This is a genomic window from Pseudomonas matsuisoli, from assembly GCF_014647635.1.
GTDB lineage: Bacteria > Pseudomonadota > Gammaproteobacteria > Pseudomonadales > Pseudomonadaceae > Pseudomonas_P > Pseudomonas_P matsuisoli.
Genome location: NZ_BMPO01000003.1, coordinates 603,483 through 628,189, shown reverse-complemented (window position 1 = coordinate 628,189; position 24,707 = coordinate 603,483). Strand labels below are relative to the sequence as shown.

25 protein-coding genes and 1 tRNA gene are annotated in these 24,707 nt (G+C 60.1%); 12 read left to right on the top strand and 14 right to left on the bottom strand.

Annotated features, from left to right (window positions below):
* Window positions 1–66: 66 nt before the first annotated feature.
* From IEY47_RS09285 to IEY47_RS09245, 9 genes are all read right to left on the bottom strand, one after another.
* Window positions 67–900 (bottom strand): MBL fold metallo-hydrolase, encoded by an 834-nt coding sequence (locus IEY47_RS09285; protein WP_188982910.1) that lies wholly within the window; start codon window positions 898–900, stop codon window positions 67–69.
* A 193-nt stretch (window positions 901–1,093) separates the two neighbouring features.
* Window positions 1,094–2,194, bottom strand: a complete 1,101-nt coding sequence (gene ychF / locus IEY47_RS09280) for a redox-regulated ATPase YchF (protein ID WP_188982909.1) — start codon at window positions 2,192–2,194, stop codon at window positions 1,094–1,096.
* A 34-nt stretch (window positions 2,195–2,228) separates the two neighbouring features.
* Window positions 2,229–2,819, bottom strand: coding sequence for an aminoacyl-tRNA hydrolase (pth, locus tag IEY47_RS09275; RefSeq protein WP_188982908.1), 591 nt, complete (start codon window positions 2,817–2,819; stop codon window positions 2,229–2,231).
* Between the two features lie 53 nt (window positions 2,820–2,872).
* Window positions 2,873–3,496, bottom strand: a complete 624-nt coding sequence (locus IEY47_RS09270; RefSeq protein WP_188982907.1) for a 50S ribosomal protein L25/general stress protein Ctc — start codon at window positions 3,494–3,496, stop codon at window positions 2,873–2,875.
* 110 nt (window positions 3,497–3,606) lie between these two features.
* Window positions 3,607–4,548 (bottom strand): ribose-phosphate pyrophosphokinase, encoded by a 942-nt coding sequence (locus IEY47_RS09265; RefSeq protein WP_188982906.1) that lies wholly within the window; start codon window positions 4,546–4,548, stop codon window positions 3,607–3,609.
* A gap of 98 nt (window positions 4,549–4,646) precedes the next feature.
* A tRNA-Gln gene (locus IEY47_RS09260) sits at window positions 4,647–4,721 on the bottom strand.
* Between the two features lie 7 nt (window positions 4,722–4,728).
* Complete coding sequence (ispE, locus tag IEY47_RS09255; protein WP_188982905.1) at window positions 4,729–5,583, bottom strand: 4-(cytidine 5'-diphospho)-2-C-methyl-D-erythritol kinase; 855 nt, start codon at window positions 5,581–5,583, stop codon at window positions 4,729–4,731.
* A 1-nt stretch (window position 5,584) separates the two neighbouring features.
* On the bottom strand, window positions 5,585–6,199 hold the full coding sequence (lolB, locus tag IEY47_RS09250) for a lipoprotein insertase outer membrane protein LolB (protein ID WP_188982904.1): 615 nt from the start codon (window positions 6,197–6,199) through the stop codon (window positions 5,585–5,587).
* Between the two features lie 2 nt (window positions 6,200–6,201).
* Window positions 6,202–7,911: a tetratricopeptide repeat protein gene (locus IEY47_RS09245; RefSeq protein WP_188982903.1), complete on the bottom strand. Its 1,710-nt coding sequence runs from the start codon at window positions 7,909–7,911 to the stop codon at window positions 6,202–6,204.
* A 230-nt stretch (window positions 7,912–8,141) separates the two neighbouring features.
* On the opposite strand from IEY47_RS09245, the gene hemA reads away from it, so the two are divergent.
* From hemA to IEY47_RS09205, 8 genes are all read left to right on the top strand, one after another.
* Window positions 8,142–9,410, top strand: a complete 1,269-nt coding sequence (hemA, locus tag IEY47_RS09240) for a glutamyl-tRNA reductase (protein ID WP_188982902.1) — start codon at window positions 8,142–8,144, stop codon at window positions 9,408–9,410.
* Window positions 9,407–10,489, top strand: a complete 1,083-nt coding sequence (gene prfA / locus IEY47_RS09235) for a peptide chain release factor 1 (protein WP_188982901.1) — start codon at window positions 9,407–9,409, stop codon at window positions 10,487–10,489. Before hemA ends, prfA begins: the two co-directional genes overlap by 4 nt.
* A 20-nt stretch (window positions 10,490–10,509) precedes the next feature.
* On the top strand, window positions 10,510–11,340 hold the full coding sequence (prmC, locus tag IEY47_RS09230) for a peptide chain release factor N(5)-glutamine methyltransferase (protein WP_188982900.1): 831 nt from the start codon (window positions 10,510–10,512) through the stop codon (window positions 11,338–11,340).
* Complete coding sequence (locus IEY47_RS09225) at window positions 11,337–12,098, top strand: molybdopterin-synthase adenylyltransferase MoeB (RefSeq protein ID WP_188982899.1); 762 nt, start codon at window positions 11,337–11,339, stop codon at window positions 12,096–12,098. Before prmC ends, IEY47_RS09225 begins: the two co-directional genes overlap by 4 nt.
* Window positions 12,088–12,873, top strand: a complete 786-nt coding sequence (gene murI / locus IEY47_RS09220) for a glutamate racemase (protein ID WP_188982898.1) — start codon at window positions 12,088–12,090, stop codon at window positions 12,871–12,873. The genes IEY47_RS09225 and murI overlap by 11 nt, the downstream gene beginning before the upstream one ends.
* An 82-nt stretch (window positions 12,874–12,955) precedes the next feature.
* On the top strand, window positions 12,956–13,474 hold the full coding sequence (locus IEY47_RS09215) for an acyloxyacyl hydrolase (protein WP_188982897.1): 519 nt from the start codon (window positions 12,956–12,958) through the stop codon (window positions 13,472–13,474).
* A 341-nt stretch (window positions 13,475–13,815) separates the two neighbouring features.
* On the top strand, window positions 13,816–14,301 hold the full coding sequence (locus IEY47_RS09210) for an FKBP-type peptidyl-prolyl cis-trans isomerase (protein WP_188982896.1): 486 nt from the start codon (window positions 13,816–13,818) through the stop codon (window positions 14,299–14,301).
* Between the two features lie 177 nt (window positions 14,302–14,478).
* Window positions 14,479–16,092: an inorganic phosphate transporter gene (locus tag IEY47_RS09205; RefSeq protein ID WP_188982895.1), complete on the top strand. Its 1,614-nt coding sequence runs from the start codon at window positions 14,479–14,481 to the stop codon at window positions 16,090–16,092.
* Window positions 16,093–16,212: 120 nt separating this feature from the next.
* Here the strand turns inward: IEY47_RS09205 and cysZ are convergent, their stop codons facing one another.
* Complete coding sequence (gene cysZ / locus IEY47_RS09200) at window positions 16,213–16,968, bottom strand: sulfate transporter CysZ (protein WP_188982894.1); 756 nt, start codon at window positions 16,966–16,968, stop codon at window positions 16,213–16,215.
* A gap of 220 nt (window positions 16,969–17,188) precedes the next feature.
* Here cysZ and IEY47_RS09195 point away from each other — a divergent pair, with 220 nt between their 5' ends.
* Window positions 17,189–18,322, top strand: a complete 1,134-nt coding sequence (locus tag IEY47_RS09195) for a DUF1615 domain-containing protein (RefSeq protein ID WP_188982963.1) — start codon at window positions 17,189–17,191, stop codon at window positions 18,320–18,322.
* Window positions 18,323–18,397: 75 nt separating this feature from the next.
* Here IEY47_RS09195 and IEY47_RS09190 read toward each other — a convergent pair whose 3' ends face one another.
* Complete coding sequence (locus IEY47_RS09190; protein WP_188982893.1) at window positions 18,398–19,447, bottom strand: alkene reductase; 1,050 nt, start codon at window positions 19,445–19,447, stop codon at window positions 18,398–18,400.
* A gap of 60 nt (window positions 19,448–19,507) precedes the next feature.
* Entirely contained in the window at window positions 19,508–19,810 is a 303-nt protein-coding gene (locus IEY47_RS09185; protein WP_188982962.1) for an ArsR/SmtB family transcription factor, read from the bottom strand.
* Between the two features lie 141 nt (window positions 19,811–19,951).
* On the opposite strand from IEY47_RS09185, the gene IEY47_RS09180 reads away from it, so the two are divergent.
* Both IEY47_RS09180 and IEY47_RS09175 read left to right on the top strand, forming a co-directional pair.
* On the top strand, window positions 19,952–20,545 hold the full coding sequence (locus IEY47_RS09180; RefSeq protein ID WP_188982892.1) for an acyl carrier protein phosphodiesterase: 594 nt from the start codon (window positions 19,952–19,954) through the stop codon (window positions 20,543–20,545).
* A 132-nt stretch (window positions 20,546–20,677) separates the two neighbouring features.
* Entirely contained in the window at window positions 20,678–21,535 is an 858-nt protein-coding gene (locus tag IEY47_RS09175) for a universal stress protein (protein ID WP_188982891.1), read from the top strand.
* A 37-nt stretch (window positions 21,536–21,572) separates the two neighbouring features.
* On the opposite strand, the gene IEY47_RS09170 is transcribed toward IEY47_RS09175, so the two are convergent.
* Window positions 21,573–22,343, bottom strand: a complete 771-nt coding sequence (locus IEY47_RS09170; RefSeq protein ID WP_188982890.1) for a lysophospholipid acyltransferase family protein — start codon at window positions 22,341–22,343, stop codon at window positions 21,573–21,575.
* 92 nt (window positions 22,344–22,435) lie between these two features.
* On the bottom strand, window positions 22,436–23,182 hold the full coding sequence (locus tag IEY47_RS09165; protein ID WP_188982889.1) for a GNAT family N-acetyltransferase: 747 nt from the start codon (window positions 23,180–23,182) through the stop codon (window positions 22,436–22,438).
* Between the two features lie 239 nt (window positions 23,183–23,421).
* On the opposite strand from IEY47_RS09165, the gene IEY47_RS09160 reads away from it, so the two are divergent.
* Entirely contained in the window at window positions 23,422–24,642 is a 1,221-nt protein-coding gene (locus IEY47_RS09160) for a phospholipase D-like domain-containing protein (protein WP_188982888.1), read from the top strand.
* The last annotated feature ends 65 nt before the right edge of the window (window positions 24,643–24,707 follow it).

The following is a 24,707-nucleotide window of genomic DNA, read 5'->3' as shown; positions in this document are numbered from 1 at the left end:
CTATAGGTAGAGGAGGGCAGTTGCCAAGCAGCTGCGCGTGTTAGTCACGGCGCGGATGACATGGCCTTAGCGTGTTTCCACCTGCATTTGACGCAGCTCCAGTGCGTCATGGCTGCAAAACATCTGTACCTGCTTCTGGTGAGCGATCGATAGCGCGCGTAACCGCGCCTGGTTCTCTAGTCGCGCCGTCCTGTCAGCTTCCATCATGCGTTGGTACAGCTTCAAACCGGGTGTGCATGAGCGTTTAGGTTGTCCCACCTCGCCGCGGTAAAAATAGGCGTCGCCCACGTGCAGCAGCCAGCCGTTCTCGCTCTCGATGGCGACGCCGGCGTGCCCAAGGGTATGACCCGGTAGCGGGATGAGCCTGATTTCCGGCGGAAGGCCGTCGAGCGCGCGGGTACGTTCGAAGCCGAACCAGGCATCGCCGTCAGGTGCGTAGAAATGCCAGTCGCTGATGTTTTCCCATTGCTTGGCGCGATATCGGTTGCGCGCGATGAATCCACGGGTGGCCCGTGCCGAATCCATTTCCCGCTGGAGCAGATGTACCTGCGCGCCCGGGAAATCCTCGAGTCCCCCGGCGTGGTCGAAATCCAGATGCGTCAGCACGATATGCCGCACGTCCGACGCTGCGAACCCCAGCGCTTGCACTTGCGCTAGAGCGGTCAGGTCCATCGCATAGCGAATGTTGTTGAACACGCGAAAGAAGGGTGTGAGCCTTTCAGCCGGTGCACGCATGTCCCGCGTACCCAGGCCTGTATCTACGAGCACCAGGCCGTGGGCGTCGGTCTCTATCAATAGGCAATGGCACGCCAGCCGCGCGGTAAGCCCTTTACTGAATCCGTCGAACAATTTACCGCCGATGGGGCACATGCAGCCGCAATTGAGGTGATGTATGCGCATCGCGTCGTCCCCTCTTTTTGTCTATTGAACGTTTGAAGAGGGCGGGGCAGGGTAATTCGATTGATAGGACGAAGGGGCGTAGGCATGGACGGTCGCTAGGCGTCAGTCGCTTGCCCAAGCCGTGTCCGAGGGGCATACAGGCATAAAAAAACCCGCAACACCTGACGTGTGCGGGTTTTGAAGGTCTCGGCGGTTAAACGTTGAAGCGGAAGTGCATCACGTCGCCATCTTTGACGATGTATTCCTTGCCTTCCAAGCGCCATTTGCCGGCTTCCTTGGCGCCCGCTTCGCCCTTGTATTGGATGAAGTCGTCATAGGCGACCACTTCGGCGCGGATGAAGCCTTTTTCGAAGTCAGTGTGAATCGCGGCAGCGGACTGCGGCGCGGTGGCGCCTACCTTGACTGTCCACGCGCGCACTTCTTTTACGCCAGCGGTGAAGTAGGTCTGCAGGTTCAGCAGCGAGTAACCCGCGCGAATCACACGGTTCAGCCCCGGCTCCTCCATGCCCATGGTTTCGAGGAACATCTGCATCTCTTCCAGATCGTCCAACTCGGCAATCTCGGCTTCGATCTTGTTGCACACCGGTACCACGATGGCGCCTTCTTCCTCGGCGATGGCGTTTACCACGTCCAGGTGCGGGTTGTTCTCGAAGCCGTCTTCGGCGACGTTGGCGATGTACATGACCGGCTTGGTGGTCAGCAGGTGGAAGGTCTTGGCCAGACGCTTTTCGTCATCACCCAGTGTCTTCAGCAGGCTGCGCGCGGGCTTGCCTTCGGTGAAGTGCGGGATGAGTTTTTCCAGCAGCGCCTTTTGCGCTACGGCTTCCTTGTCGCCACCCTTGGCGGTGCGCGTGACGCGCTGGAGTTGCTTCTCGCAGCTGTCGAGGTCGGCCATGATCAGCTCAAGATCGATGATCTCAATGTCACGCTTTGGGTCGACGCTGTTGGAGACGTGGATGACGTTTTCATCTTCGAAGCAACGCACCACGTGCGCGATCGCATCGGTCTCACGGATGTTGGCGAGGAACTTATTGCCCAGCCCTTCGCCTTTGGACGCGCCTGCCACTAGGCCGGCGATGTCGACGAATTCCATCGTGGTAGGAATGACCTTCTCCGGCTTGACGATGGCCGCCAGGGCATCAAGGCGCGGATCGGGCATCGGTACGATGCCGCTGTTCGGCTCGATGGTGCAGAAGGGAAAGTTTTCCGCCGCGATACCGGATTTGGTGAGGGCATTGAACAGGGTGGACTTGCCAACGTTGGGCAGGCCGACGATGCCGCAATTGAATCCCATGGTGTGTCCCTCGCGCCAAAGGCGGTAGATAAAATTAGAGAGTGGCTTTCTGGCTGTGCAACTTGCGCATCGCGACTGTCCAGTCACCGGCGAGTATTTCCGGGAGGACGTCGAGAGCGAAACCGATGCTGGTGTCCAGCAGCTCCTGCTCGCCACGCGGGGCGCGACCGAGCACAAAGTTGGACACTAGGCTGGCATGCCCGGGGTGGCCGATGCCGAGCCGCAGGCGGTGAAAGTTATTCTGGTTACCGAGCGCTGCGATGATATCGCGCAGCCCGTTATGCCCGCCGTGCCCGCCACCCTGTTTGAGTTTGGCGACGCCGGGAGGCATGTCGAGTTCGTCGTGGGCTACCAGGATCTCCTCAGGCTTGAGCTTGAAGAAATTCGCCAACGCCGCTACGGACTGGCCGCTGCGGTTCATGAAGGTGGTAGGGATGAGCAGACGAACCTCGCGACCCTGATGGACGAACTTGCCCACTAGGCCAAAATACTTGCGATCGACGCTAAGGTTGATGCGCTGGCTGTCTGCCAGGCGCTCAACGAAAAGGGCCCCTGCATTGTGCCGAGTCTGGTCGTATTCGGGGCCGGGGTTACCCAGGCCAACGATCAGTTGTACGGCAGTCATACAGGAGCCCTTTCTTGAAGCAGGTCCGCACCTAGGTGCGGATCGCGCCGATATTACTCGGCAGTGCCTTCGCCTTCGCTGCTTTCATCTTCTACACGAATGCGCGGCATGTGGATGCTGGCAACCGGCAGATCGCTGCCATGTGCGAGAGCAACCAGCTCAACGCCTTTCGGCAGTTTGATGTCGGACAGGTGAACGGTCTGATCGAGTTCGACTTTAGCGAAGTCGACTTCAATGAACTCCGGCAGGTCTTTCGGCAGGCAGGAGACTTCGACTTCGCTCAAGCTGTGCAGGATTTCGCCGCCGCTTTGCTTGACGCCAACGGCCGTGCCTTCGTTGATGAAGTGCAGCGGGACGTGCGCGGTCAGCTTCTGGCCAGCGACAACGCGTACGAAGTCGGCGTGCAGGACGAAGCCTTTAGCTGGGTGGCGCTGCAGCGCTTTGATCAGAACGTTTTCGGCTTTGCCGTCGACGCTCAGGTTCAGCACGTGGCTGAAGGCGGCTTCGTTTTCCAACAGCTTGGCGAAATCTTTCGCGACCAGGCTGATCGATACAGGCGCCTTGTCACCGCCGTAGATCACGGCAGGAACGAGGGCAGCGTTACGACGCAGGCGGCGGCTCGCACCTTTCCCCAGGTCGGAACGCGCTTCGGCATTCAGGTTGAATTCATTGCTCATGGTGTTTCTCCAAAAAAACCGTTCCGTACGTTCGCTTGCGACCAGCGATTGAGCGGTTCGGCAAAAAAGCCCCGCACGAGGCGGGGCCGTTGTATCAACGTCGCTTCCGCTTAGCGGAACATGGCGCTGATGGATTCCTCATTGCTGATGCGACGCATCGCTTCCGCGACGACGGGCGCAATGTCCAGCTGGCGAATACGTGTGCAGGCTTGACCGGCAGCGGACAGCGGAACGGTGTTGGTAACGACCAACTCGTCGAGTACCGAATTCTCGATGTTCTCAATAGCGCGACCGGACAGTACAGGGTGCGTGCAGTAAGCGATGACCTTGGCAGCGCCGTGGTCTTTAAGCGCCTTGGCAGCATGGCCTAACGTGCCTGCGGTATCGACCATGTCATCGACCAGAACGCAGGTACGATCCTGAACGTCACCGATGATGTGCATGACTTCGGACTGGTTGGCTTTCGGCCGACGCTTATCGATGATCGCAAGGTCGACACCCAACGATTTGGCAACAGCCCGGGCGCGAACGACACCACCGATATCGGGGGAAACGATCATCAGATTTTCGAAGCGCTGGTCTTCGATGTCGTCGACGAGTACGGGGGAGCCGTAGATGTTGTCGACGGGGATATCGAAGAAGCCCTGAATCTGGTCAGCATGCAGATCGACGGTCAAGACGCGATCGACGCCAACCACCGTGAGCATATCAGCGACCACTTTGGCGCTGATGGCAACACGCGCAGAACGAGGACGGCGATCCTGGCGTGCGTAGCCGAAGTAGGGGATGACAGCCGTGATGCGGGTAGCCGAGGAACGGCGGAAGGCGTCAGCCATCACGACCAGTTCCATCAGGTTGTCATTGGTTGGGGCGCAAGTAGGCTGGATGAGGAAGACATCCTTGCCACGCACGTTCTCGTTGATCTCGACGCTGATTTCACCGTCGGAGAATTTGCCAACGGACACGTCGCCCAGAGGTATATGCAGCTGGCGCACTACTCGGCGAGCCAGGTCGGGGTTCGCGTTCCCCGTGAAGACCATCATCTTCGACACACGCAGTTCCTGCCGACTTTTTGGGTAAACCTGATAAACAAAAAGCTGTTCAAAAGCGAGAGCGTTGGGGCTTTCGTTCTGAACAGCTTTCTAAGATATGGCAGGGGCGGCTGGATTCGAACCAACGCATGGCAGGATCAAAACCTGCTGCCTTACCGCTTGGCGACGCCCCTATAGTGCTCATCGAGTCAGTGATCGCATCTTTTGGTGCAACGGTGAAACATTGCAACCCTTCGCTACGAACCCTGGCAGGTGGGCTGGAAGTTGGGCCGAGACTTTATCAGCTTCGACTTTGTTTGGGAAGGCCCCAAATACACATCCGCCAGTTCCGGTCAGTTTTGCTGTCGTGAAATTATCCAGCCAATTCAGCGCGTTACGAATTGCTTCATAGCGCTCTGCTACTACCGGTTGACAGTCATTTCGACCGCCCCGCTCGAGAACGGTGCGCACTTTAATGGCGGGCGTATCACGTGTCAACTCCGGTGCGCAGAAAATTTCTGCTGTGCTGACAAATACTTGCGGCGCTATAACGAGATACCAAGGCTCTTCGAGGGTTACAGGCTGCAGGCGTTCGCCCACGCCTTCAGCAAAAGCGGCATGCCCACGGACGAAAACAGGGACGTCTGCGCCCAGCGCGAGGCCGATGTCGGCCAGCGCATCTTCATCGAGCCCGGTACTCCATAGGTGGTTCAACGCAACGAGCGTCGTTGCAGCATCGGAGCTTCCGCCGCCGAGTCCGCCGCCCATTGGCAGATATTTTTCCAGCCAGATATCCGCACCCGTGCCGTTTTGCGCATGACGCTGCAGCTTACGCGCTGCGCGCACGATCAAATTGTCGTCGTGAGCGACCCCCTCGATCGGGCTATGCAGGTGTATTTCACCGTCCGATCTCGGGGCAAAGCCAAGTTGGTCGCAGTGATCGATGAATTGGAAGAGGGTCTGTAATTCGTGATAACCGTCAGCGCGGCGACCCAGAATGTGAAGCATGAGATTTAGCTTGGCGGGCGCCGGAAGAATCAATGCAGCGTCTTTCATGTCAATGACCGAGCACCCGTGGCTGCCACTCCTTCACGACAAGAATCACTTCCACATCTTGGCCAGTGAGCTTGAGTCGTTCAGGAAGCGTGTAGCCGTCGAAATCGGCGTAACGCGTGTATTCGATCGACCAGCCGTCCTGCTCTAGTCGGGCAAGATGGCTTCCTGCATCCAGGGAAACGCGGCTTTTGCTATCGGGCGCGGGCAGGCCACGAATCCACCAGAGCAGATTGGATACGGGCAATTGCCAACCGACTTGCCGGGTCAAGAGAGCTTCGGGTGACTCGGCGGCGTAGCGGCCTTCGCTCGATTCGAGTTGGACGGCGCCAGGACGTCCGGTCAGGCGCGCGGCGCCACGGCCCAGGGGGCCGGAGAGCCGGATATCGTAATAGTCCTGTCGCTGGAGCCAGAAAAGCGAGCCGCTTCCGGAATCGCGCGGTGCGCGGATGCCGACCTTCCCACTGATTTGCCAACCGTCCAGCGTGGCGACGCGCGCTTTGTGTTCGGCCCATTGCCTGGGGTCGCCTTGACCCTCTACCGCTTCGCGTTGACCCACTCCGGCGCAGCCAGCGAGCAGTGCGAATACGAGTCCTAGCGTGAGATAACGTGCCAGCATGTTTAGGGTGTCTCCGATCCAGTCAGGCGTTTCAGGGTGCTGCGCAGTACCGTGCTTTCGGGCTCTGCCTGGTACGCGGTGCGCCAAATGTCTCGCGCCTCCTGTTTTTTACCCTGTGCCCAGAGCACTTCACCCAGGTGCGCAGCAATCTCGCCGTCTGGATAGCGTTGCAGCGCATCGCGCAGATGACGCTCGGCTTCAGGAAAGTTGCCTAGGCGGAAATTGACCCAGCCAAGGCTGTCGAGCACTGCAGGGTCCTCGGGAGCAAGTTTGTACGCGGCCTCGATAAGCTGTTTGGCCTCGTCGAAACGGTCGGTTTGATCCGCCAGGGTGTAACCCAGCGCGTTCAGGGCCATCGCGTTTTCGGGCTCGCGCTCTATGATTCGGCGCAGATCGGATTCCAGTTTCTTGAGGTCGCCGCCTTGTTCGGCAAGCATTGCGCGGGTGTAAAGAAGGCTCGCATCGTCTGGGAATTGCGTCAGCGCCGTATCCAATACGCGCTGGGCATCGGCGTATCGCTCGCGCTCCTTGTAGTTTTCCGCCTCGATCAAGAAGAGTTGGATGGCGAAGTCGGGCTGCGCCTGACGTGCATTGGCAAGTTGGCGCCGCGCTTCGTCTTCGCGGCCAGCATCGAACAGGATGACGGTGTGCCGTAACTGGGCGGATAGGTAGTCCGCGCCTGGGCCAACCTGCTCGTATTCACCGAGTGCGCGAAGCGGCTCGCCTTGTTCTTCGTACACGCGTCCGAGGTTGAAGTGGACCGTATCCAGATCGGTGCCCCGAGCGAGCAATTCCTCGAGATAGGACTGGGCCTCGTTCCATGCACCGGCTTCCATGCTGACCAACGCAAGGGAAAAACGCAGGTCGTCATCGGTTGGGAACTGCTGCAGGAGCGTGGCAAATTCGTTCTTGGCATCATCGATCCGGCCGTTTTCCACCAGTGTCCGGGCGTAAGCGAGACGCAAGCGTTTATCGTCGGGATGCTCTTCGATACCGTCACGCAACGCCGGCAGTGCTTCGTCGCCCCGGTCGAGTTCTTGCAGCAGCCGAGCACGCAGCAGGACCGGTGCCACTTCCATGTTGTCCCCCAGTAATGTGAGGGCCTCTTCGGATTTGCCGTCTTGCTGTAGCAGGACCGCTTTACCGAACAGCAATTGGCTGTTGCTGGGATATTTTTCCAGTAGACGATCGAAGCTGCTCAGCAGGCCTGCGCGAGTGGCAGGATCGGTTTCTGCAGCCGAGAGCGCGAGGAAGTCGAAATGTGTCGCGCCTTGCCGCTGCAGCACTTTCTCCATGTACGTCATGGCTTCGTCGTACCGGCCGGCACGTGCCAGTTGCATGGCAGCCGCGCGCTGCGCGTCCAGGTTGTTGCGTGCGGCGTCCGCCCAAATCATTGCGCTGTCCAAGGCGGCTTGTTCCGCGCCCAGGTATTCGGCGATACGAAATGCACGTTCCGCGACCGCAGGGTCGCGCGTGGCATTGGCTTGTTGCACGTAATTGCCTAGGGCGATATCGAACCGGTTCCGCTGGCCAGCCAGTTCTGCGGTCAGCAGCGCATAGAGCGTATCTGCACTGAACGAGCCGTATTGCTCCGGTGCTGCCACTGCATCCTTATTCTCCGAAGGCGGTGACGTCTCCTGCTCAGGCGGGGTGAAACTCTGGCAGCCACCGAGCATGAGAAGGGCGGTCAGCAATGCGGGAAGTTTTTTCATAGATATAGAGGGCGCTGCGGCTTACCTGCGGTTTGGTCATCATGACATATGCGATCTGGCAAGCACATGGGCGAGGTCGGCTGGAGTTACCTAGGTGTAAGACACACCTGCTGTGGGTTCGTGCGGCGCTTTTGGCGCTTCGCTATTAGCACGATCTATCGGTCAGTGGTTGTCGCATGTTCAGCGAAGTAGGACAATTGCCGGCTTCGTAGTTCCGTCTCCTATTCCGCATGGCTTTCATCGCGCTCGGCATCAATCACAAGACCGCTTCTGTGGACGTACGCGAGCGCGTGGCGTTCACGCCGGAGCAGCTGGTCGACGCGTTGAAACAGTTATGTCAGATCACGCCCAGCCGCGAAGCGGCGATTCTCTCGACGTGCAACCGTAGCGAGCTGTACCTGGAGCAGGATGATCCGGCGCCGGACAGCGTGCTTGCCTGGTTGGCCGACTATCACCACCTTGACCTCGACGAGTTGCGCGCCTGCACCTACGTGCACGCCGAAGACGAAGCCGTGCGCCACATGATGAGGGTCGCTGCCGGGCTCGACTCCATGGTATTGGGCGAGCCGCAGATTCTTGGGCAGATGAAATCTGCGTACGCCGTGGCGCGTGAGGCCGGGACCGTCGGCCCGTTGCTGGGGCGGCTGTTTCAAGCGACCTTCAGTACCGCCAAGACCGTCAGAACGGATACGGCGATCGGGGAAAATCCCGTTTCGGTGGCATTCGCCGCGGTCAGCCTGGCCAAGCAGATATTCACCGATCTCCATGACAGCCAGGCGTTGTTGATCGGTGCCGGTGAGACCATCACGCTCGTGGCACGCCACCTCCACGAACAGGGCATCAAGCGCATCGTCGTCGCGAACCGTACGCTCGAGCGCGCCGGGATGCTTGCCGAGCAGTTTGGCGCTCACGCGGTGCTCCTGGCGGATATTCCTGAGCAACTCGTGCACAGCGACATCGTCATCAGCTCCACGGCCAGCCAGCTGCCGATCCTGGGCAAGGGCGCGGTTGAGCGAGCGATCAAGGTGCGCAAGCACAAGCCAATGTTTATGGTGGACATTGCCGTACCGCGTGACATCGAGCCCGAGGTGGGTCAGCTCGACGACGTGTACTTGTACACCGTCGATGACCTGCACGAAGTCGTCGCGGAAAACCTCAAGAATCGGCAGGGCGCCGCGCAAGCGGCCGAGGAACTGGTAAGCAATGGCGCTGGCGATTTCATGTTGCGCCTGCGTGAACTGGCTGCCGTCGACGTACTCAGATCCTACCGCCAACAGGCCGAGCGCCTCCGTGACGATGAGTTAGCCAAGGCGCAGCGCGCGCTGGCGAACGGGGCGAGCCCGGAAGAGGCCATGGCCCAATTGGCGCGTAGCCTGACGAACAAATTGTTGCATGCACCGAGCGTGCAGATGAAAAAATTCTCCGCGTCCGGGCGTTTCGAGGCCTTGGGCGTCGCACAGGAACTCTTTGCTCTCGACGAGGGCGAGCCAAAATCATGAAAGCTTCACTGCTCAATAAGCTCGACACCTTGCAGGATCGTTACGAAGAGCTCACGGCGTTATTGGGGGACGCGGAAATCATTTCCGATCAGACGCGTTTTCGCGCCTATTCCAAGGAATACGCCGAAGTCGAGCCTGTGGTTTCGACCTTTCAGCATTTCCGTAAGGTACAGAACGATCTCGAGGGCGCGCTGGCACTGCTGAAGGACAACGACCCGGACCTTCGCGAGATGGCCGAGGAAGAAGTAGCCGAGGCCAAGGCACGGCTGGTCGAGTTGGAAGAAGCGTTGCAGCGCAGTCTGCTGCCGAAAGACCCCAACGATGGCCGCAACGTGTTTTTGGAAATTCGCGCCGGTACGGGTGGCGACGAAGCCGCGATCTTTTCCGGAGACCTGTTCCGCATGTATTCCCGTTACGCCGAGCGGCAGGGCTGGCGAGTCGAGGTGTTGTCCGAAAACCCAGGGGAGCATGGCGGCTACAAGGAAGTCATCTCGCGCATCGAAGGCGACAACGTCTACAGCAAACTCAAATTCGAATCCGGTGCGCATCGCGTGCAGCGTGTTCCGGAGACGGAGTCGCAGGGGCGTATCCATACCTCGGCGTGCACCGTAGCAGTATTGCCCGAGCCTGATGGTCAGGCAGCGATCGAGATCAATCCGGCAGATCTACGTATCGATACCTATCGTTCGTCGGGAGCGGGCGGGCAGCACGTCAACACCACCGATTCGGCCATCCGCATCACCCACTTGCCGACCGGTACGGTGGTGGAGTGCCAGGAAGAACGCTCGCAGCACAAGAACCGCGCAAAAGCGATGTCGTGGCTCGCCGCGAAGCTGCAGGATCAGCAGGAAGCCGCCGCGCATAAGGAAATCTCTGATACGCGTCGTCTGCTGGTCGGCTCGGGTGACCGCTCCGAGCGCATCCGGACCTACAATTTTCCGCAGGGGCGGGTGACCGATCACCGCATCAACCTCACGCTTTATTCGTTGAACGAAGTCGTCAGTGGCGCCGTCGAGCAAGTTATCGAGCCGCTGTTGCAGGAATACCAGGCCGATCAGCTCGCCGCGCTGGGCGATTGAGCCGTCCTTCGAGGAGTTCTATGTCAACGATAGCGGCGGCGCTTGCCGAAGCCCAGCTGCCGGCCTCGGCGACGGCGCGGTTGGACGCTGAAATACTGCTCTCGCATGTCCTCGGTAAAACGCGAAGCTACCTGCGTACCTGGCCGGAAAAAACGCTCGATGGGGCGCAAGCCCTTGCATTCGAACGGCTTATTGAACGCCGGCGTGAAGGCGAACCCATTGCCTATCTCATTGGGCACCAAGGTTTCTGGACGCTGGATCTCGAAGTGGCTCCGGATACCCTGATTCCACGACCCGACACCGAATTGCTGGTCGAGACGGCGCTTTCGCTGCGGCCGGACACGCCCGGCAAGGTGCTTGACTTAGGGACAGGAACCGGCGCAATCGCGCTGGCCCTGGCGGTGGAACGCCGCCATTGGCAACTGACGGGTGTGGATCGCATGCCCGGCGCCGTGTCCTTGGCCGAGCGCAACCGGTGCCAGCATGCCGTTAAGAATGCGCGGTTCCTCTGCTCAGATTGGTTCAGCGCACTGGCGGGTGAGCGCTTCGAGTTAATCGTCAGCAATCCGCCCTATATCGCGAAAGACGACCATCACCTTGATGAAGGCGATGTGCGATATGAGCCGCGCAGTGCGCTCGTTGCGGGCGACGACGGCCTGGACGATATCCGCCTCATCGTCGGGCAGGCGCCAGCCTATCTGCAACCAGGTGGTTGGCTGCTCCTCGAGCACGGTTTCGATCAAGCCGAAGACGTTGCAGCTTTACTGGTCGCACAGGGGTTTCAACAGATATCCAGCCGGCGTGATCTGGCTGGCCATCCCCGTATCACGCTTGGGAGCTATCCACTGTGAGCCACGACGTTCTCGATGACGACGCACTGTTGCGCTACAGCCGGCAGATCCTCCTGCCACAAATTGACATCGACGGGCAGATGCGGCTGCGTAATGGCCGCGCGCTCATCGTCGGGCTGGGTGGCCTGGGCTCGCCTGTAGCGTTGTATCTCGCGGCAGCGGGCGTGGGAACGCTGCACTTGGCCGACTTCGATACGGTAGACCTCACCAACTTGCAGCGCCAGATCATTCACGACACCGGCTCGTTGGGCAAAGAGAAAGTCGATTCCGCAGCTGCACGGCTTTTACGCATCCAACCCGCGGTGCAACTCCACTGCCATCGTAGGGCGCTGGACGAGGACTCACTCGACGCAGTCGTGGCGCAGGTCGATGTCGTTTTGGATTGTTCCGATAATTTCGGCACGCGCGAAGCGGTGAACCGCGCGTGCGTGAAGGCTGCCAAGCCCTTGGTGAGCGGTGCTGCCATCCGACTCGAAGGTCAGCTGTCCGTGTTCGATACCCGGCTCGAAACGAGCCCGTGCTATCACTGCCTGTATGGGCACGGCAGCGAGGCGGAACTGACGTGCAGCGAGGCCGGGGTTCTTGGGCCGCTGGTAGGGCTTGTCGGCAGCTTGCAAGCTCTGGAGGCGTTGAAGGTCATTGCGGGCTTTGGCGAGACCTTGATGGGCCGACTGTTGTTGATCGATGCCTTCGGTAGCCGCTTCCGTGAGCTGAAGGTCCGGCGTGACCCGCGCTGCGAGGTCTGCCGTGAGCGATGAGCGCCCGATAGGCGTTTTCGATTCAGGCGTAGGCGGGCTTTCCGTTCTGCGTGAAATCCATGCGCGCCTGCCGCTCGAATCGCTGATTTATGTCGCCGACAGCGGCCATGTCCCTTATGGCGAAAAGACCCCCGAATACATTCGCGAACGGTGTCGGGCGATTGCCGATTTTCTGCTGCTGAAAAATGCCAAGGCGCTCGTCGTTGCGTGCAATACCGCCACCGCTGCTGCAGCGGCTGATCTTCGTGAGCGGTATCCCGAGTTGCCAATCATCGCCATGGAGCCAGCAGTGAAGCCGGCTGCGGCCGCGACGCGGAATGGCGTCATCGGCGTTCTCGCAACCTCCGGTACATTGGCGAGCGCCCGCTTTGCTGCGTTGCTCGATCGTTTCGCGGCTGATATCTGCGTCGTCACGCAGCCCTGTCCGGGGCTAGTCGAGCAGGTCGAGGCGGGCAAGCTGGACGACCCGGAAACGGAACGCCTGTTGAAAACGTTCACAGGGCCGCTATTGGCCCAAGGCTGTGACACGGTCATTTTGGGCTGCACCCACTATCCGTTCTTGCGGCGTGCGCTTGAGCGAATGCTTCCGCCCGAGGTGACACTCGTAGATACCGGCGCGGCAGTTGCCCGACAGGTGGAACGTTTGTTATGTAACAAAAGTCTCACCTCTGCTGGCGCCAGCACGACCTCGTTCTGGACGTCATCGGAACCCGACGTTCTGCAAAAGCGACTACCTTTGCTGTGGGGCGCAAAGGCCGACGTAGGCCGCTTCTAAAAGCGGTTATTTGCGTTCTATTCGGATGACGCTCTCCGAGTGCTATCCCACCATCGAAGAAAAAAAGATAAGGACGGATCTGATGAATAAACTGTTTACCGTGACTGCAGCGGCAGTGATTGCGCTGAGCCAGGCATACGTTGCAAACGCGGCGGACTTTTCCGTATCGGTGGGGCGGACGGGGCAATCCTCGACGACTGCGCGCCTTGGCCTTCAATTCGATTTCAACCGTAGCTGGTGGCAGACGGATACGGGTCGCCTGACCGGATACTGGGACGCGGGCTACACGTTCTGGAAAGGTGACGATCGGTCCGACAATCACAGCCTCTCGCTTGCGCCTGTATTCGTCTATGAATTCAACGGCGACAGCGTCAAGCCTTACATCGAAGCGGGTATCGGTATCGCCGGTTTCAGCCGCACGCATGTCGAGGATCGAGATCTCGGTTCGGCATTTCAATTCGAAGATCGTATTGGAGCAGGCTTGCGCTTTGCTGGCGGCCACTCCCTGGGCATTCGCGCTATTCACTATTCGAACGCCGGTATCAAGGGCCCCAATGACGGCGTAGAAACCTACAGCCTCAACTACAGCATGGCGTTCTGATCTCCGGACGACTGAAAAAAGCGGCGTTTGCCGCTTTTTTTTGCCCGCAGCAAACCTTCGGAACCCCCGGATAATCGTCGCGACCCCGATGCGCGTTGCGAGCGGTGACTGATGCGTCGCGATCAGGATCGAACGCGTTGGCGACGAATGCTGTGAACGGTGGGACGCTTCCACTGCCAAAGCCAATAGTACGTACAGCGCCCGAGCCCCTATCGATCCTCGTGTTCGAAGTCGCAGACGGCAGCACGGCGAGCAAGTGGTACTGGGACGTCGATTCGCAATCGCGCTACGGGACTTGTAGACTTGCTCATCCATTTATTCTTTTCAAAGGTCTTTGCCTCATGCTGATCGCCGCCAACAAGGCCGTCTATATCGACTACACCCTGAAGAATGACGCTGGCGAAGTCATTGACAGTTCCAACGGTGGCGCGCCGCTCGCCTATCTGCATGGCGCCGGCAACATCATCGGGGGTTTGGAAAAAGCCTTGGAAGGCAAACAAGCGGGCGACGAGCTGAAAGTGGCTGTCGAGCCGGCCGATGCCTACGGTGAGTACAGTGCCGAGCTGGTCGCCAATCTGAACCGCTCGATGTTCGAGGGTGTGGATGAGTTGGAAGTCGGCATGCAGTTTCATGCATCCGGCCCCGACGGAAGCATGCAGATCGTGACCATCCGCGACATCGATGGCGAAGACGTCACTGTCGACGGTAACCACCCACTGGCGGGCCAGCGTCTCAACTTTGAAGTGAAAGTTGTCGACGTTCGCGATGCGAGCCAGGAGGAAGTTGCCCACGGTCATATCCACGGCGAAGGCGGTCATCACCACTGATCGACGCCGTGTAGAAAAAGACGCCTTTTTTGGCGTCTTTTTTATGCGCGTCGATTAAATGGCGCAACGTACAGCTGTATTAACATTTCTGTCACTTCGAGTTACATATTATGTGCCCTTGGCCGCTTTGAAGTCGTTGGCGGCGTTTGAGACTCCATCACTCTCTGCGAGGGCTTCATGGCTAATTACGTCGCTTCAGGCGGTACTCCATCCATTGATGCGGCTGGCGGCTTTTCTCGAACCAGCGTGTTTTTCGCGGCACTCATGCTTGGCGTTGGGGGTTATTTCCTTTATTGGGGCTTGGGGTACATACAGGGCAATTACACGTTCCTGTTCGTGCTGGCGACGCTGTTCGGGCTGTTCATGGCGTTCAATATCGGTGGTAACGATGTCGCCAACTCCTTTGGGACGAGTGTCGGTGCGGGCACGCTGACGATTCGCCAAGCCCTGTTGGTCGCTGCGGTCTTCGAAGTCAGTGGCGCGGTGATCGCCGGCGGTGAAGTGACCAGCACGATCCGCGGTGGCATCGTCGATCTGGGCAGCATGGCCGTGGCGCCGATGGACTTCGTCTACATCATGATGTCTGCCTTGATCGCAGCAGCGCTTTGGCTGCTGTATGCGACCCGCAAGGGATACCCGGTATCGACGACGCATTCGATCGTAGGCGCCATCGTGGGGAGCTCGATTGCGCTTGGCATCATGATGACCGGGGCGGACGCGGCATTTGCCCTGGTCCAATGGGACAAGATCGGGCAGATCGCTATCTCTTGGGTCGTCTCGCCGCTGCTGGGCGGTCTCGCCGCTTACCTGTTGTTCGCGCAGATCAAGAAACACATCCTCAGCTACAACGACGAGGCCGAGTCGCGGCTGAAAGAGATCAGGGCCGAGAAGAAGGCCCAAAAGCGTAAGCACAAGGAAGCGTTCGAGCGACTTTCCGAAATCCAGAAGATTTCCTACACGCACATGATGGCGCGGGACATGCAGGTCATTCACGACCGCGACTTCCAGCCGGAAGAGCTGGAGTCAGAGTACTACCGAGACATGTACCAGATTGACCAGCAGCGCAGCAGCGTGCATGCCCATCGGGCACTGGAAGCCTGGGTGCCGATGATCGCCGCCGTTGGCGCTATGATCATTTCATCGATGCTGCTGTTCAAAGGCCTGAAGAACATGAACCTCGGCCTGACCACGCTGCACAACTACCTGATCATGGGCATGATCGGCGCGGCGGTGTGGATGGGCACGTTCATTTTCGCCAAGACCCTTAAAGGTGAGTCACTCGGCCGTGCGACGTTCCTTATGTTCAGCTGGATGCAGGTGTTCACGGCGTCGGGCTTCGCGTTCAGCCATGGCTCCAACGACATCGCCAACGCGATCGGGCCTTTTGTCGCGATCCTTGAGGTGCTACGGACGGGGCAGGTGGGTTCGGAGGCGTCGATCCCGCCGGTGGCGATGATCGCGTTCGGGGTCGCATTGATCGTAGGGCTTTGGTTCATCGGCAAAGAGGTCATCGCCACGGTCGGTCATAACCTGACCGCCATGCACCCCGCGTCCGGTTTCTCGGCAGAACTGGCCGCTGCCGCGGTGGTGATGCTGGCATCTCTGCTGGGCTTGCCGGTGTCGAGTACGCATATCCTGATTGGCGCAGTACTGGGGATCGGCATGGTCAATCACAGTACCAATTGGGCTTTGATGAAGCCCATCGCCCTGGCATGGGTGATCACGCTGCCCGCGGCGGCAATCCTGGCCGCCATCGCGTTCGTGATCATGCGTTCGCTGTTCGGGGTTTGATTACTACTCCTAAACGCAGGCTGCGTTCGATGCTCGACATCGAGCGCAGCTTGCGCTTGAAATGGACCCGGCCATCCTCGCTCGTTGGGTATTAACTGCCGCCGGGACCGGGCTGGGTCGCTATCGATCCAGGCGGATGTTGCCCTGGCCGCCTTCCCGAACCCAGAACAGCGTCGCGCCTGCCACAGCGGCGGGCATCATCAGCACGTTGACGAACGGGATCAGCAGCACGAGATAGACGCTGCCGCCGAACCCCAGGCTGCGCCAGCGACGCTCACGCAGCCAAGTCATCATCTCGTTCCATCCCAGTTTGTTGTTGTCCGCCGGATAGTCGATGTACTGCACTGCCATCATCCAGACGCTGAACAGGATCCAGAGCGGAGCGGCGACGAGATTGACGACCGGGATGAAGGACAGGATCAGCAGCCCGAGCGCGCGCGGAAGAAAATAGCGCAGCTTGCGCATTTCCCGGCCGAACGTGCGGGGCACCATGGCGAAAAGCTCTGCCCAGCTGAAAGGTGGGAAATCGTCCCGGCCGCGGGCGACCACTTCGACTTTTTCCGCCAGGAATCCGTTGAAGGGCGAGGCGATGATCGTCGCCACCAGATTGAAGGTGAAGTAGACGATCACGAGCACCAGCAACACGAACAATGGCCAGATCAGGTACTCCAGAAATTGCAGCGCGCTCGGCAGGCTTGGCATCAACGTGTCGACCCATCCGCCGAACTGGTGAATGGCCAGCGTGAACAGACCCACGAACACGACCAGGTTGATCGTCAGCGGCAAGATGACGAATAGCCTCAGGCCAGGACTGAGCATCAGGCGCAAACCTTCGCGCAGGTATTGAGGGCCGGACAGGGCAGCGGGCAAGGGCATGGCTTACTCCAATAGAAGACGGGCCGACCTTACCGGCTTTGCCGATACGGCGGAAGGTATCTGCCGGCAGGGTGGGTAAATCCCGCGCGGCGCTGCACGGTCTTTCATCATCCTGCCTGCACGGCTCATGGGCTCGAGCAGCGTGGCTGTCTCTATGCTGGGTTCGGCACGATTCCGCCAACGCGTTGCCCAAATCCCGACATCCTTGCCTATCGATCCCATGCATTTCCTATCTTCTGGCGTTCCCCACATTCCGCGTTCCGTCTGGAACGTCACGCTCGCAGGCGTTGCGTTACTGCTGAGCGCCTGTAGCACACGAGATACCCTGACCGGGCCGCCTGAACGTCCCCCCGAGGCCGTTCGTGCGGACGTGATTCGTCTCCTGCCAGCAGCGACCACTGACAAGCCCGGCTGGGCTGACGTGTTCCAGACCGCGTTCAGCATCCAGGGCATCGAACCTTCGCCGGAGAATATTTGCGCCGTGATTGCGGTCACGGAACAGGAATCCACGTTCCAGGCAGACCCTCCGGTTCCAGGCCTGGCGAAGATCGCGCGGGCTGAGATCGACCGGCGAGCAGGGGCATTGCACGTGCCTACGTTCCTCGTGGATGCGGCGCTACGCATTCCGTCCCCGGATGGGCGTTCCTATGCCGATCGACTGGCAAAGGTCAAGACCGAAGGCGAGCTCAGCGCCATCTTCGAAGACCTCATTGGCCTCGTGCCCCTTGGCCAGAAACTGTTTGGCGGTCTCAATCCGGTGCGCACGGGCGGACCGATGCAGGTCAGCATCGCGTTTGCCGAGGCGGACTCGCGCGGTTATCCCTATGAAATCGAAGGCTCGCTACGTCGCGAAGTGTTCGGCCGGGAAGGCGGCATGTATTTCGGCATCGCGCATTTGCTCGGTTATCCCGCTAACTATGACCGCCCGCTGTACCGGTTCGCCGATTTCAATGCGGGTTGGTACGCCAGCCGCAATGCCGCTTTTCAGGCGGCGTTGAGTGCGGCGACAGGCGTGAAGCTGGCGTTGGATGGTGATCTCATCATCCACGGCTCCAGTCGCGCCGGGCAGACCGAAATGGCGGCACGCCGTCTGGGGCCACGCTTGAATATGAGCGAAGCCGAGATACGCCGTGCATTGGAGCGCGGCACAGGGGAAGATTTCGAGCGTACCGACCTATACGAGGCGGTATTCGCCTTGGCCCGTAACCGAACGGGCAAGGTGTTTCCGGCGGCGGTGCTGCCAGGCATCCGTCTGGAAAGTCCCAAGATCACGCGCAACCTGACGACCGCCTGGTTTGCCGATCGGGTAGATGCACGTTGGAAACGCTGCATGAGTCGCGCCGCGGTGCGTTAAACAGCCCCTTGCTTATGGATACAAAAAAGGCCCATCGCCATTTGGACGATGGGCCTTTTGCGTCTATTCAGGCTTTTACAGGCGTGGATAGTCGATATAGCCCACTGGGCCCGATGCGTAGAACGTGCTGGTGTCCGCCGCATTCAAGGGGGCGTTTTTCTCTAAGCGCGCAGGCAGATCAGGGTTGGCGATGAAGGTCTTGCCGAAGGCGATGGCGTCCGCCTTGCCCGCTGCGAGCCAGGCATTGGCCTGTTCCTTGGTAAAGCTTTCGTTGGCGATGACCACGCCGCCGAACACTTCTTTCAAGCCCGGCGTCAGGCTGTCTTCGGCTTCGTGTTCGCGGGTGCAGATGAACGCGACGCCGCGCTTGCCCAGTTCACGTGCAACATAGCCGAAGGTCTCTGCTCGGTTCGAGTCGCCCATGTCATGCGAGTCGGCCCGCGGTGCCAGGTGCACGCCCACACGGCCGGCGCCCCACACGGAAATGGCCGCATCCGTGACTTCCAGCAGCAGCCGAGCGCGGTTTTCCAGGGAGCCACCGTACGCATCGGTACGGGTGTTCGTGCTGTCCTGCAGGAATTGGTCGAGCAGGTAACCGTTGGCGCCGTGGATTTCGACACCGTCGAAACCGGCTGTCTTGGCATTCTCCGCCCCTTTGCGGTAAGCCTCGACAACCTCGGCAATTTCAGCGGTTTCCAGAGCGCGGGGCGTCTCGTAGCCTTTTTGCGGACGGACGAGGCTGACGTGGCCCTCCGGTTTGATCGCGCTGGGCGCGACCGGCAGTTCGCCGTCCAGATAGATCGGGTCGGAGATACGCCCAACGTGCCAGAGCTGCAGAACGATCTTGCCGCCATTGGCGTGTACGGAGCGGGTGATGTTGGCCCAGCCCTTGACCTGATCGTCCGACCAGATCCCCGGCGTGTTCGGGTAACCCACCCCCATTGGTGTCACCGAGGTCGCCTCGCTCAGGATCAGGCCTGCGGACGCGCGTTGGCTGTAATACTCCGCCATCAGGGCGTTCGGCACGCGGCCCTCATCTGCGCGGCAGCGCGTCAGTGGCGCCATGATGATGCGGTTGGACAATTCCAGTTCACCGATCTTGATCGGGTCAAAAAGCGTGGGCATGCATAAGCTCCGTGAATGAAAGCATGGTTCGAAACAGCCAAATGGCTAAAGCGAAGGTGTTCAGAGTTCGCGGGCGAGCCGTTCGAGGAATGCTCGAATAACGACCTCGTCGCGTTTGAAAAAACTCCATTGACCGACGCGCTGGCTGGTTATCAACCCAGCACGTTGAAGTGTGGCCAAGTGAGCGGAAACCGTTGATTGAGACAGCCCGCAACGTTCGTCGAATTTGCCGGCGCAGATACCTAAGTCGAATGGATGATCCTGTTGCTGAAAATAATGCTCGGGTGAACTCAGCCATACCAGCATTTGCCGGCGAACCGGGTGGGCCAGAGCCTTCAGAATTGTGTCGAGATCGACGTGCATCGCGCCTTCCCGTTCCTGCTTTGAAACCATGGGGCGGACTTTATATCGCTCTATCGCGATATGACGATCGAACGCGCGCAATAGTTGCTATCGACACGATCGATATGCGCACGTCCCCTTCAAGCAGCGTAAGCTTCGCCAATGAATTATCTGGCACATCTTCACCTGGGCGGCGAACGGCCCGAGCAAATGCTCGGAAGCCTGTACGGTGATTTCGTTAAGGGTCCACTGGCGGGGCGTTGGCCGGTCTCCATCGAGTACGGCATCCGCCTGCATCGCGCGATCGATGCCTACACCGACAGCCATCCTGTCGTCATCGCCGGCAAGGCACGGTTTCCCCGCGCGCGACGCCGCTTCGCCGGCATACTGCTGGATGTCTTCTTCGATCACTGTCTCGCCAAGGATTGGTCCCGCTATGGCGCTGAGCCGCTGGATGCCTTTACTCGCCGCGTGTATCGGGTGCTCGCGGATGAGCCTGCGTTACCTGGCCGTTTAGCTCAGGTCGCGCCCCATATGGCGCGCGAGGACTGGCTGGGCAGCTATGCCGATTTCGCGGTGCTGGAGACGGTAATCCGTGGCATGAGCCGGCGGCTGAGTCGACCCGAATGGTTGGCAGGCTCGTTCACCGAACTCGAGAACCTGTACGAGCCGCTGTGCGATGACTTCCAGGCGTTCTATCCGGACTTGATCGCTTTCGCCAAGGCGTGGGTGCCGCCGGCCGCGTCATCTGGCTGAATCCTTGGCGCTTTCCCGAAGTCCAAGAGACATGAGTCGCGGTCAGTGAACGTCCGTTGCTCTATGTCAGTACGCGGACTTCGCTTCGCGCATTGAATGCCGGATGAATACGCTGTCAGCAAGGAGAACGCCATGATCAACATGCTTGTCGCAACCGACCTGTCCGAACGATCCACTCCCGCTATCGGGCGAGCTGCGCGCTTGGTGCGCGAGTACGGTGGTCAGTGGACGTTGGTGCACGTGGTGGATAGCGATGCGCCGGCAGACCTTGGCGCTCGGCAAGCCGAGGAGGCCATGTCTGCCTTGAAAGCGTCTGCCGAACGCTTGGCAGAGCAAGCGGGATGCGCGCCCGACATCGTCGTCACTCACGGTGACGTGGTGCCTACGCTCGTCGAAACAGCGGAACAGAGAGGTGTCGATTTGCTGGTGGTCGGCGCGCATCGCAAGTCCGCGCTGCGGGATTTCTTCGTTGGCACGACCGTGGGGCGGGTCATCCGCAGCAGTCACATTCCGGTGCTGCGGGTCGTACGCCCTGCATTGCGTGACTATGTGCGCTCGTTGGTTGCGCTCGACCTTTCCCCGGTTTCAAGCGATGCGCTGCATGCCGCATCCCGTTTGGGCCTGATCGACTCGGTGGATGTCGAAGCGGTCCACGCCGCTGAGTTGCTGCCCGTGGGCGCAATGGCCGAGGTGGTTCCCGATCCAAAGCTGGTGGACGACATGCTCCTAGAAGCACGGCAGAAAGCGCGTGCGTTCTTGCAGGAGGCAGGGTTGGATCTAGCCGACGGGCGCCTACACGTACGTGATGGCGAAGCACGGCAAGTTATCGCGGATCAACTGCGGGATATGGATGCCGATCTGTTGGTGATCGGGACGCACGCCCGCCGCGGTGTGCAACGTGTCCTGGTAGGCAGCGTCGCAAGCTCGCTGCTGGACAGCCTGGATTGCGATGTTCTGACCGTTCCGCCAGCTGCCGGGCACGACGCCTGAGCGCGTCGGTCCCCGCACCACGCGTCGCCAGATTTACCTAAGCGGCCACATGTTCAGCGGGGGCCGCGGGCAGATCCAGCGCGTCGACAATCGCGGTGCGCGCGGCCCGCGCCACCTCGCTGCGCCCTCGATCCTCGGTGGGAATTACCGGTAGCAGCGTGATAATGACGTCGCACGGTGTGGAACGGAGCAAGCGGAACAGGTGCACCGGTAGCGTCTCGTCGCCAATGAAGGGCGAGGACGGGCAGGGCGCACCGTTGCGGCGATAAGCGAGCGAAACCGGTTGGATGGGTAGGTTTCGCTCGACTGCGGCGGTCAGCAAACGCCCATGAAACGGGAGCACCGATAAACCGTCGCCCGTCGTACCTTCTGGAAACATCACCAGCGGATGACGATTTTCGAGATACTCCCCCATCTGCTGAGACAGGGATTGACTTTCCCCAGCGCCACGGCGAATAAACAACGTTCCGCCATGCCTCGCGAGCCAGCCGGCCAGCGGCCAGGCGCGCACTTCGGATTTGGACAGGAACGAAACCGGCGCCAGGTGACCAATCAACGGAATATCCGTCCAGGAGACGTGATTGGCGACCCATAACATGGGTTCGCGGGGGCGCTTGCCCTCGACCCGGACGCGGAAGGGAAGCACCCAGACCAGGCAGGCCATGAATGAACGGCAGAGGGTTTGCCGCACGCTGAGCGGATCACGGACGAAGCGCTCGATCACGCAAGCCAGTACTGCCAGCAGCACGCCGTAGAGCAATACGCCTATCAAGCAAACGAGCCTTGAGTACAGCCGAAAGGACTCCATAAACATCCGGTTCGTTGGAAAGGGCCCGTATTTACCCGGTGCCCGTCTTCTCTGCAAGAACGAATGATTGAATCCGGTTGTGCGCGAACGCATCAGACGGCTGTCTTGAAGTGGCGCGCGTAGCGCGGGCAAAGGTCTTCGCGCTTGAGCAAGACGAATACGTCCGCGGTTTGAAACTCACGGTCCCAACAGGGTTCTCCGCAAATTTTCGCGCCGAGTCGCATATAGGCTTTGAGCAAGGGCGGCAGTTCTGCGGTGACTTGTTCTGGCACTTCTATTGGCGGCACAGGCGTGCGCGGGACGGCCCGCAAGTGGTCGGTGCACAGGTGGCGCTCGCGCAATCGCCGCATGATCGCTTCCACCTGAACCCCATCGTCGCGCATCGGGATGCTCGCGCAGCCCATGAGATAGCGGTAGCGACCTTCGTTGAGCACTTCCGACAGCTCGCTCCAGAGTATGGCGATGGTGCCGCCATTGCGGTGGCTCGCCAGTACGCAGGTGCGGCCAACTTCGAGAATCGGGCCTTCCAGGGCGAGCAAACCGTGCAGTGCGAACTCGCTTTCGCTGTAGAACCGGCCCAGGCGCGCTGCGCTGTGATGGTCCAATAGCCGTGTCGTGGCGACAAGTTTCCCGGTTTCCAGGTCACGTACCCCCAGGTGTGCGCAGTGCGGATCGAAGAGGTCGGCGTCCAGACCAGAGCTGCTGTCGAATGAAGCACCGAAGTCGGAACTGAACACGTTAAAGCGGAGCGCTTGTGCTTCCTGAATGGCTGCGGCCGATACGAGCCGTTCAGCCTGCAGGCGGCGAGAAGCGTTTCTAGACGTGGAAGCAAATGCCATGGCGACCTCCTTGAAGACGTCTGAGTCATGGCGCGCCGCCCAATTGCGGGCTGCGCGGCCCGAGCACCGCCAGACTAGGCAGGCGTGGTGTCGCATCCATGACGGCCAGATGATGCTTCGGTGACAACCTCTCCCGGTGTGCCGCGTCGTCGCGTCACGGATGGAACTCCCGTCCGCGGCCGCCGGACTATATGAGGGCTGCGCGCTACCGAACCCTCTTTTGTGCGTTTAAGGACGTCATGGCCCATACCCTCGAGCGTATCGCCTCTCAAACCGCCGACGCGTTGGCCCCCGGCGCGCGCCGGGGAACCGTGTTTCCCTGGCGGCGCGGGAATCGCTTCGAACTGCTGATCGACGGCGAACAATTCTTTCCGCGCATGCTCGATGCCATCACGCGCGCGACCCGGCAGATCGAGGTCGAGCTGTATCTCATCGAAGATGGAAAGTGCAGTGACCGTTTGGTCGATGCCTTGGCTGCGGCGGCGAGCCGAGGCGTCGCGGTGCGCTGTCTGTTCGACGGGTTCGGGTCGCTAAAGCTAGGGCAACCCTTACGGACTCGCCTGCACGAGGCAGGTGTGGAGGTGATGCAATACAACCCGCTGAATCTTCGTCGCGGCTGGGCAAACCTCTTCCGCGATCACCGCAAACTGCTGTTGGTGGACGACACCTACGGTTATGTCGGTGGCGCGGGGTCCACGGACGAGTTCTGGTTGCCGGACGAGGCTGCGCCCTGGCACGAAATCATGGTGGAAATGAGCGGCCCCTTGCTGCAGGACTGGCGCGCCTTGTTCGACCAGCTGTGGGCGCATTGCCAGCGCAGCGGCTTTTGGTCCCCACGTGTGCCGTTGCGCCCAGCACGCCTGCCACCGGCGCCCTCGGGAGGCGATCGCGAGGGTTGCGGCCGGGTTGCTTACACCGCCTCACGACAGCACCGTGACATCGTGCATGCGCTGTTGCGCAACCTTTCGCGGGCAGAACACCGGGTATGGCTCGCAACCCCTTATTTCTTGCCGACATGGCGGGTGCGAAGGGCGTTGGTCAAGGCCGCGCGCCGTGGCGTCGATGTCCGGCTCTTGTTGACCAGTCGCAATACCGACCACCCGCCAATCCGGTTCGCCGGTCAGCGCTATTACCCACGCCTGCTGCGTGCGGGCGTCCGTATCTTCGAATACCAGCCCAAGTTCCTGCATATGAAAATGGTGCTCGTGGACGACTGGGTCAGTTTGGGGTCCTGCAATTTCGATCATTGGAACCTGCGTTGGAATCTGGAAAACAACCTGGAGTCGGTTGACCCTCAATTGATCGCCGATGCCCAGCAGTGCCTTACCAACGATTTCGTCGCCAGTCGGGAAATCACACTCGAGCGCTGGCACGAGCGCCCGTTGGCGGTACGTGTCTATCAACGTATTTGGGGCTGGCTGGATCGACTGGTCATCAACGTTCTCGATCGCCGGCGATAGTAGGAACGGTGTGTGGTTCCGGTCGATCACCCAGTGGCTCGCGCTGAGTTTTTCAAACGAGCCAA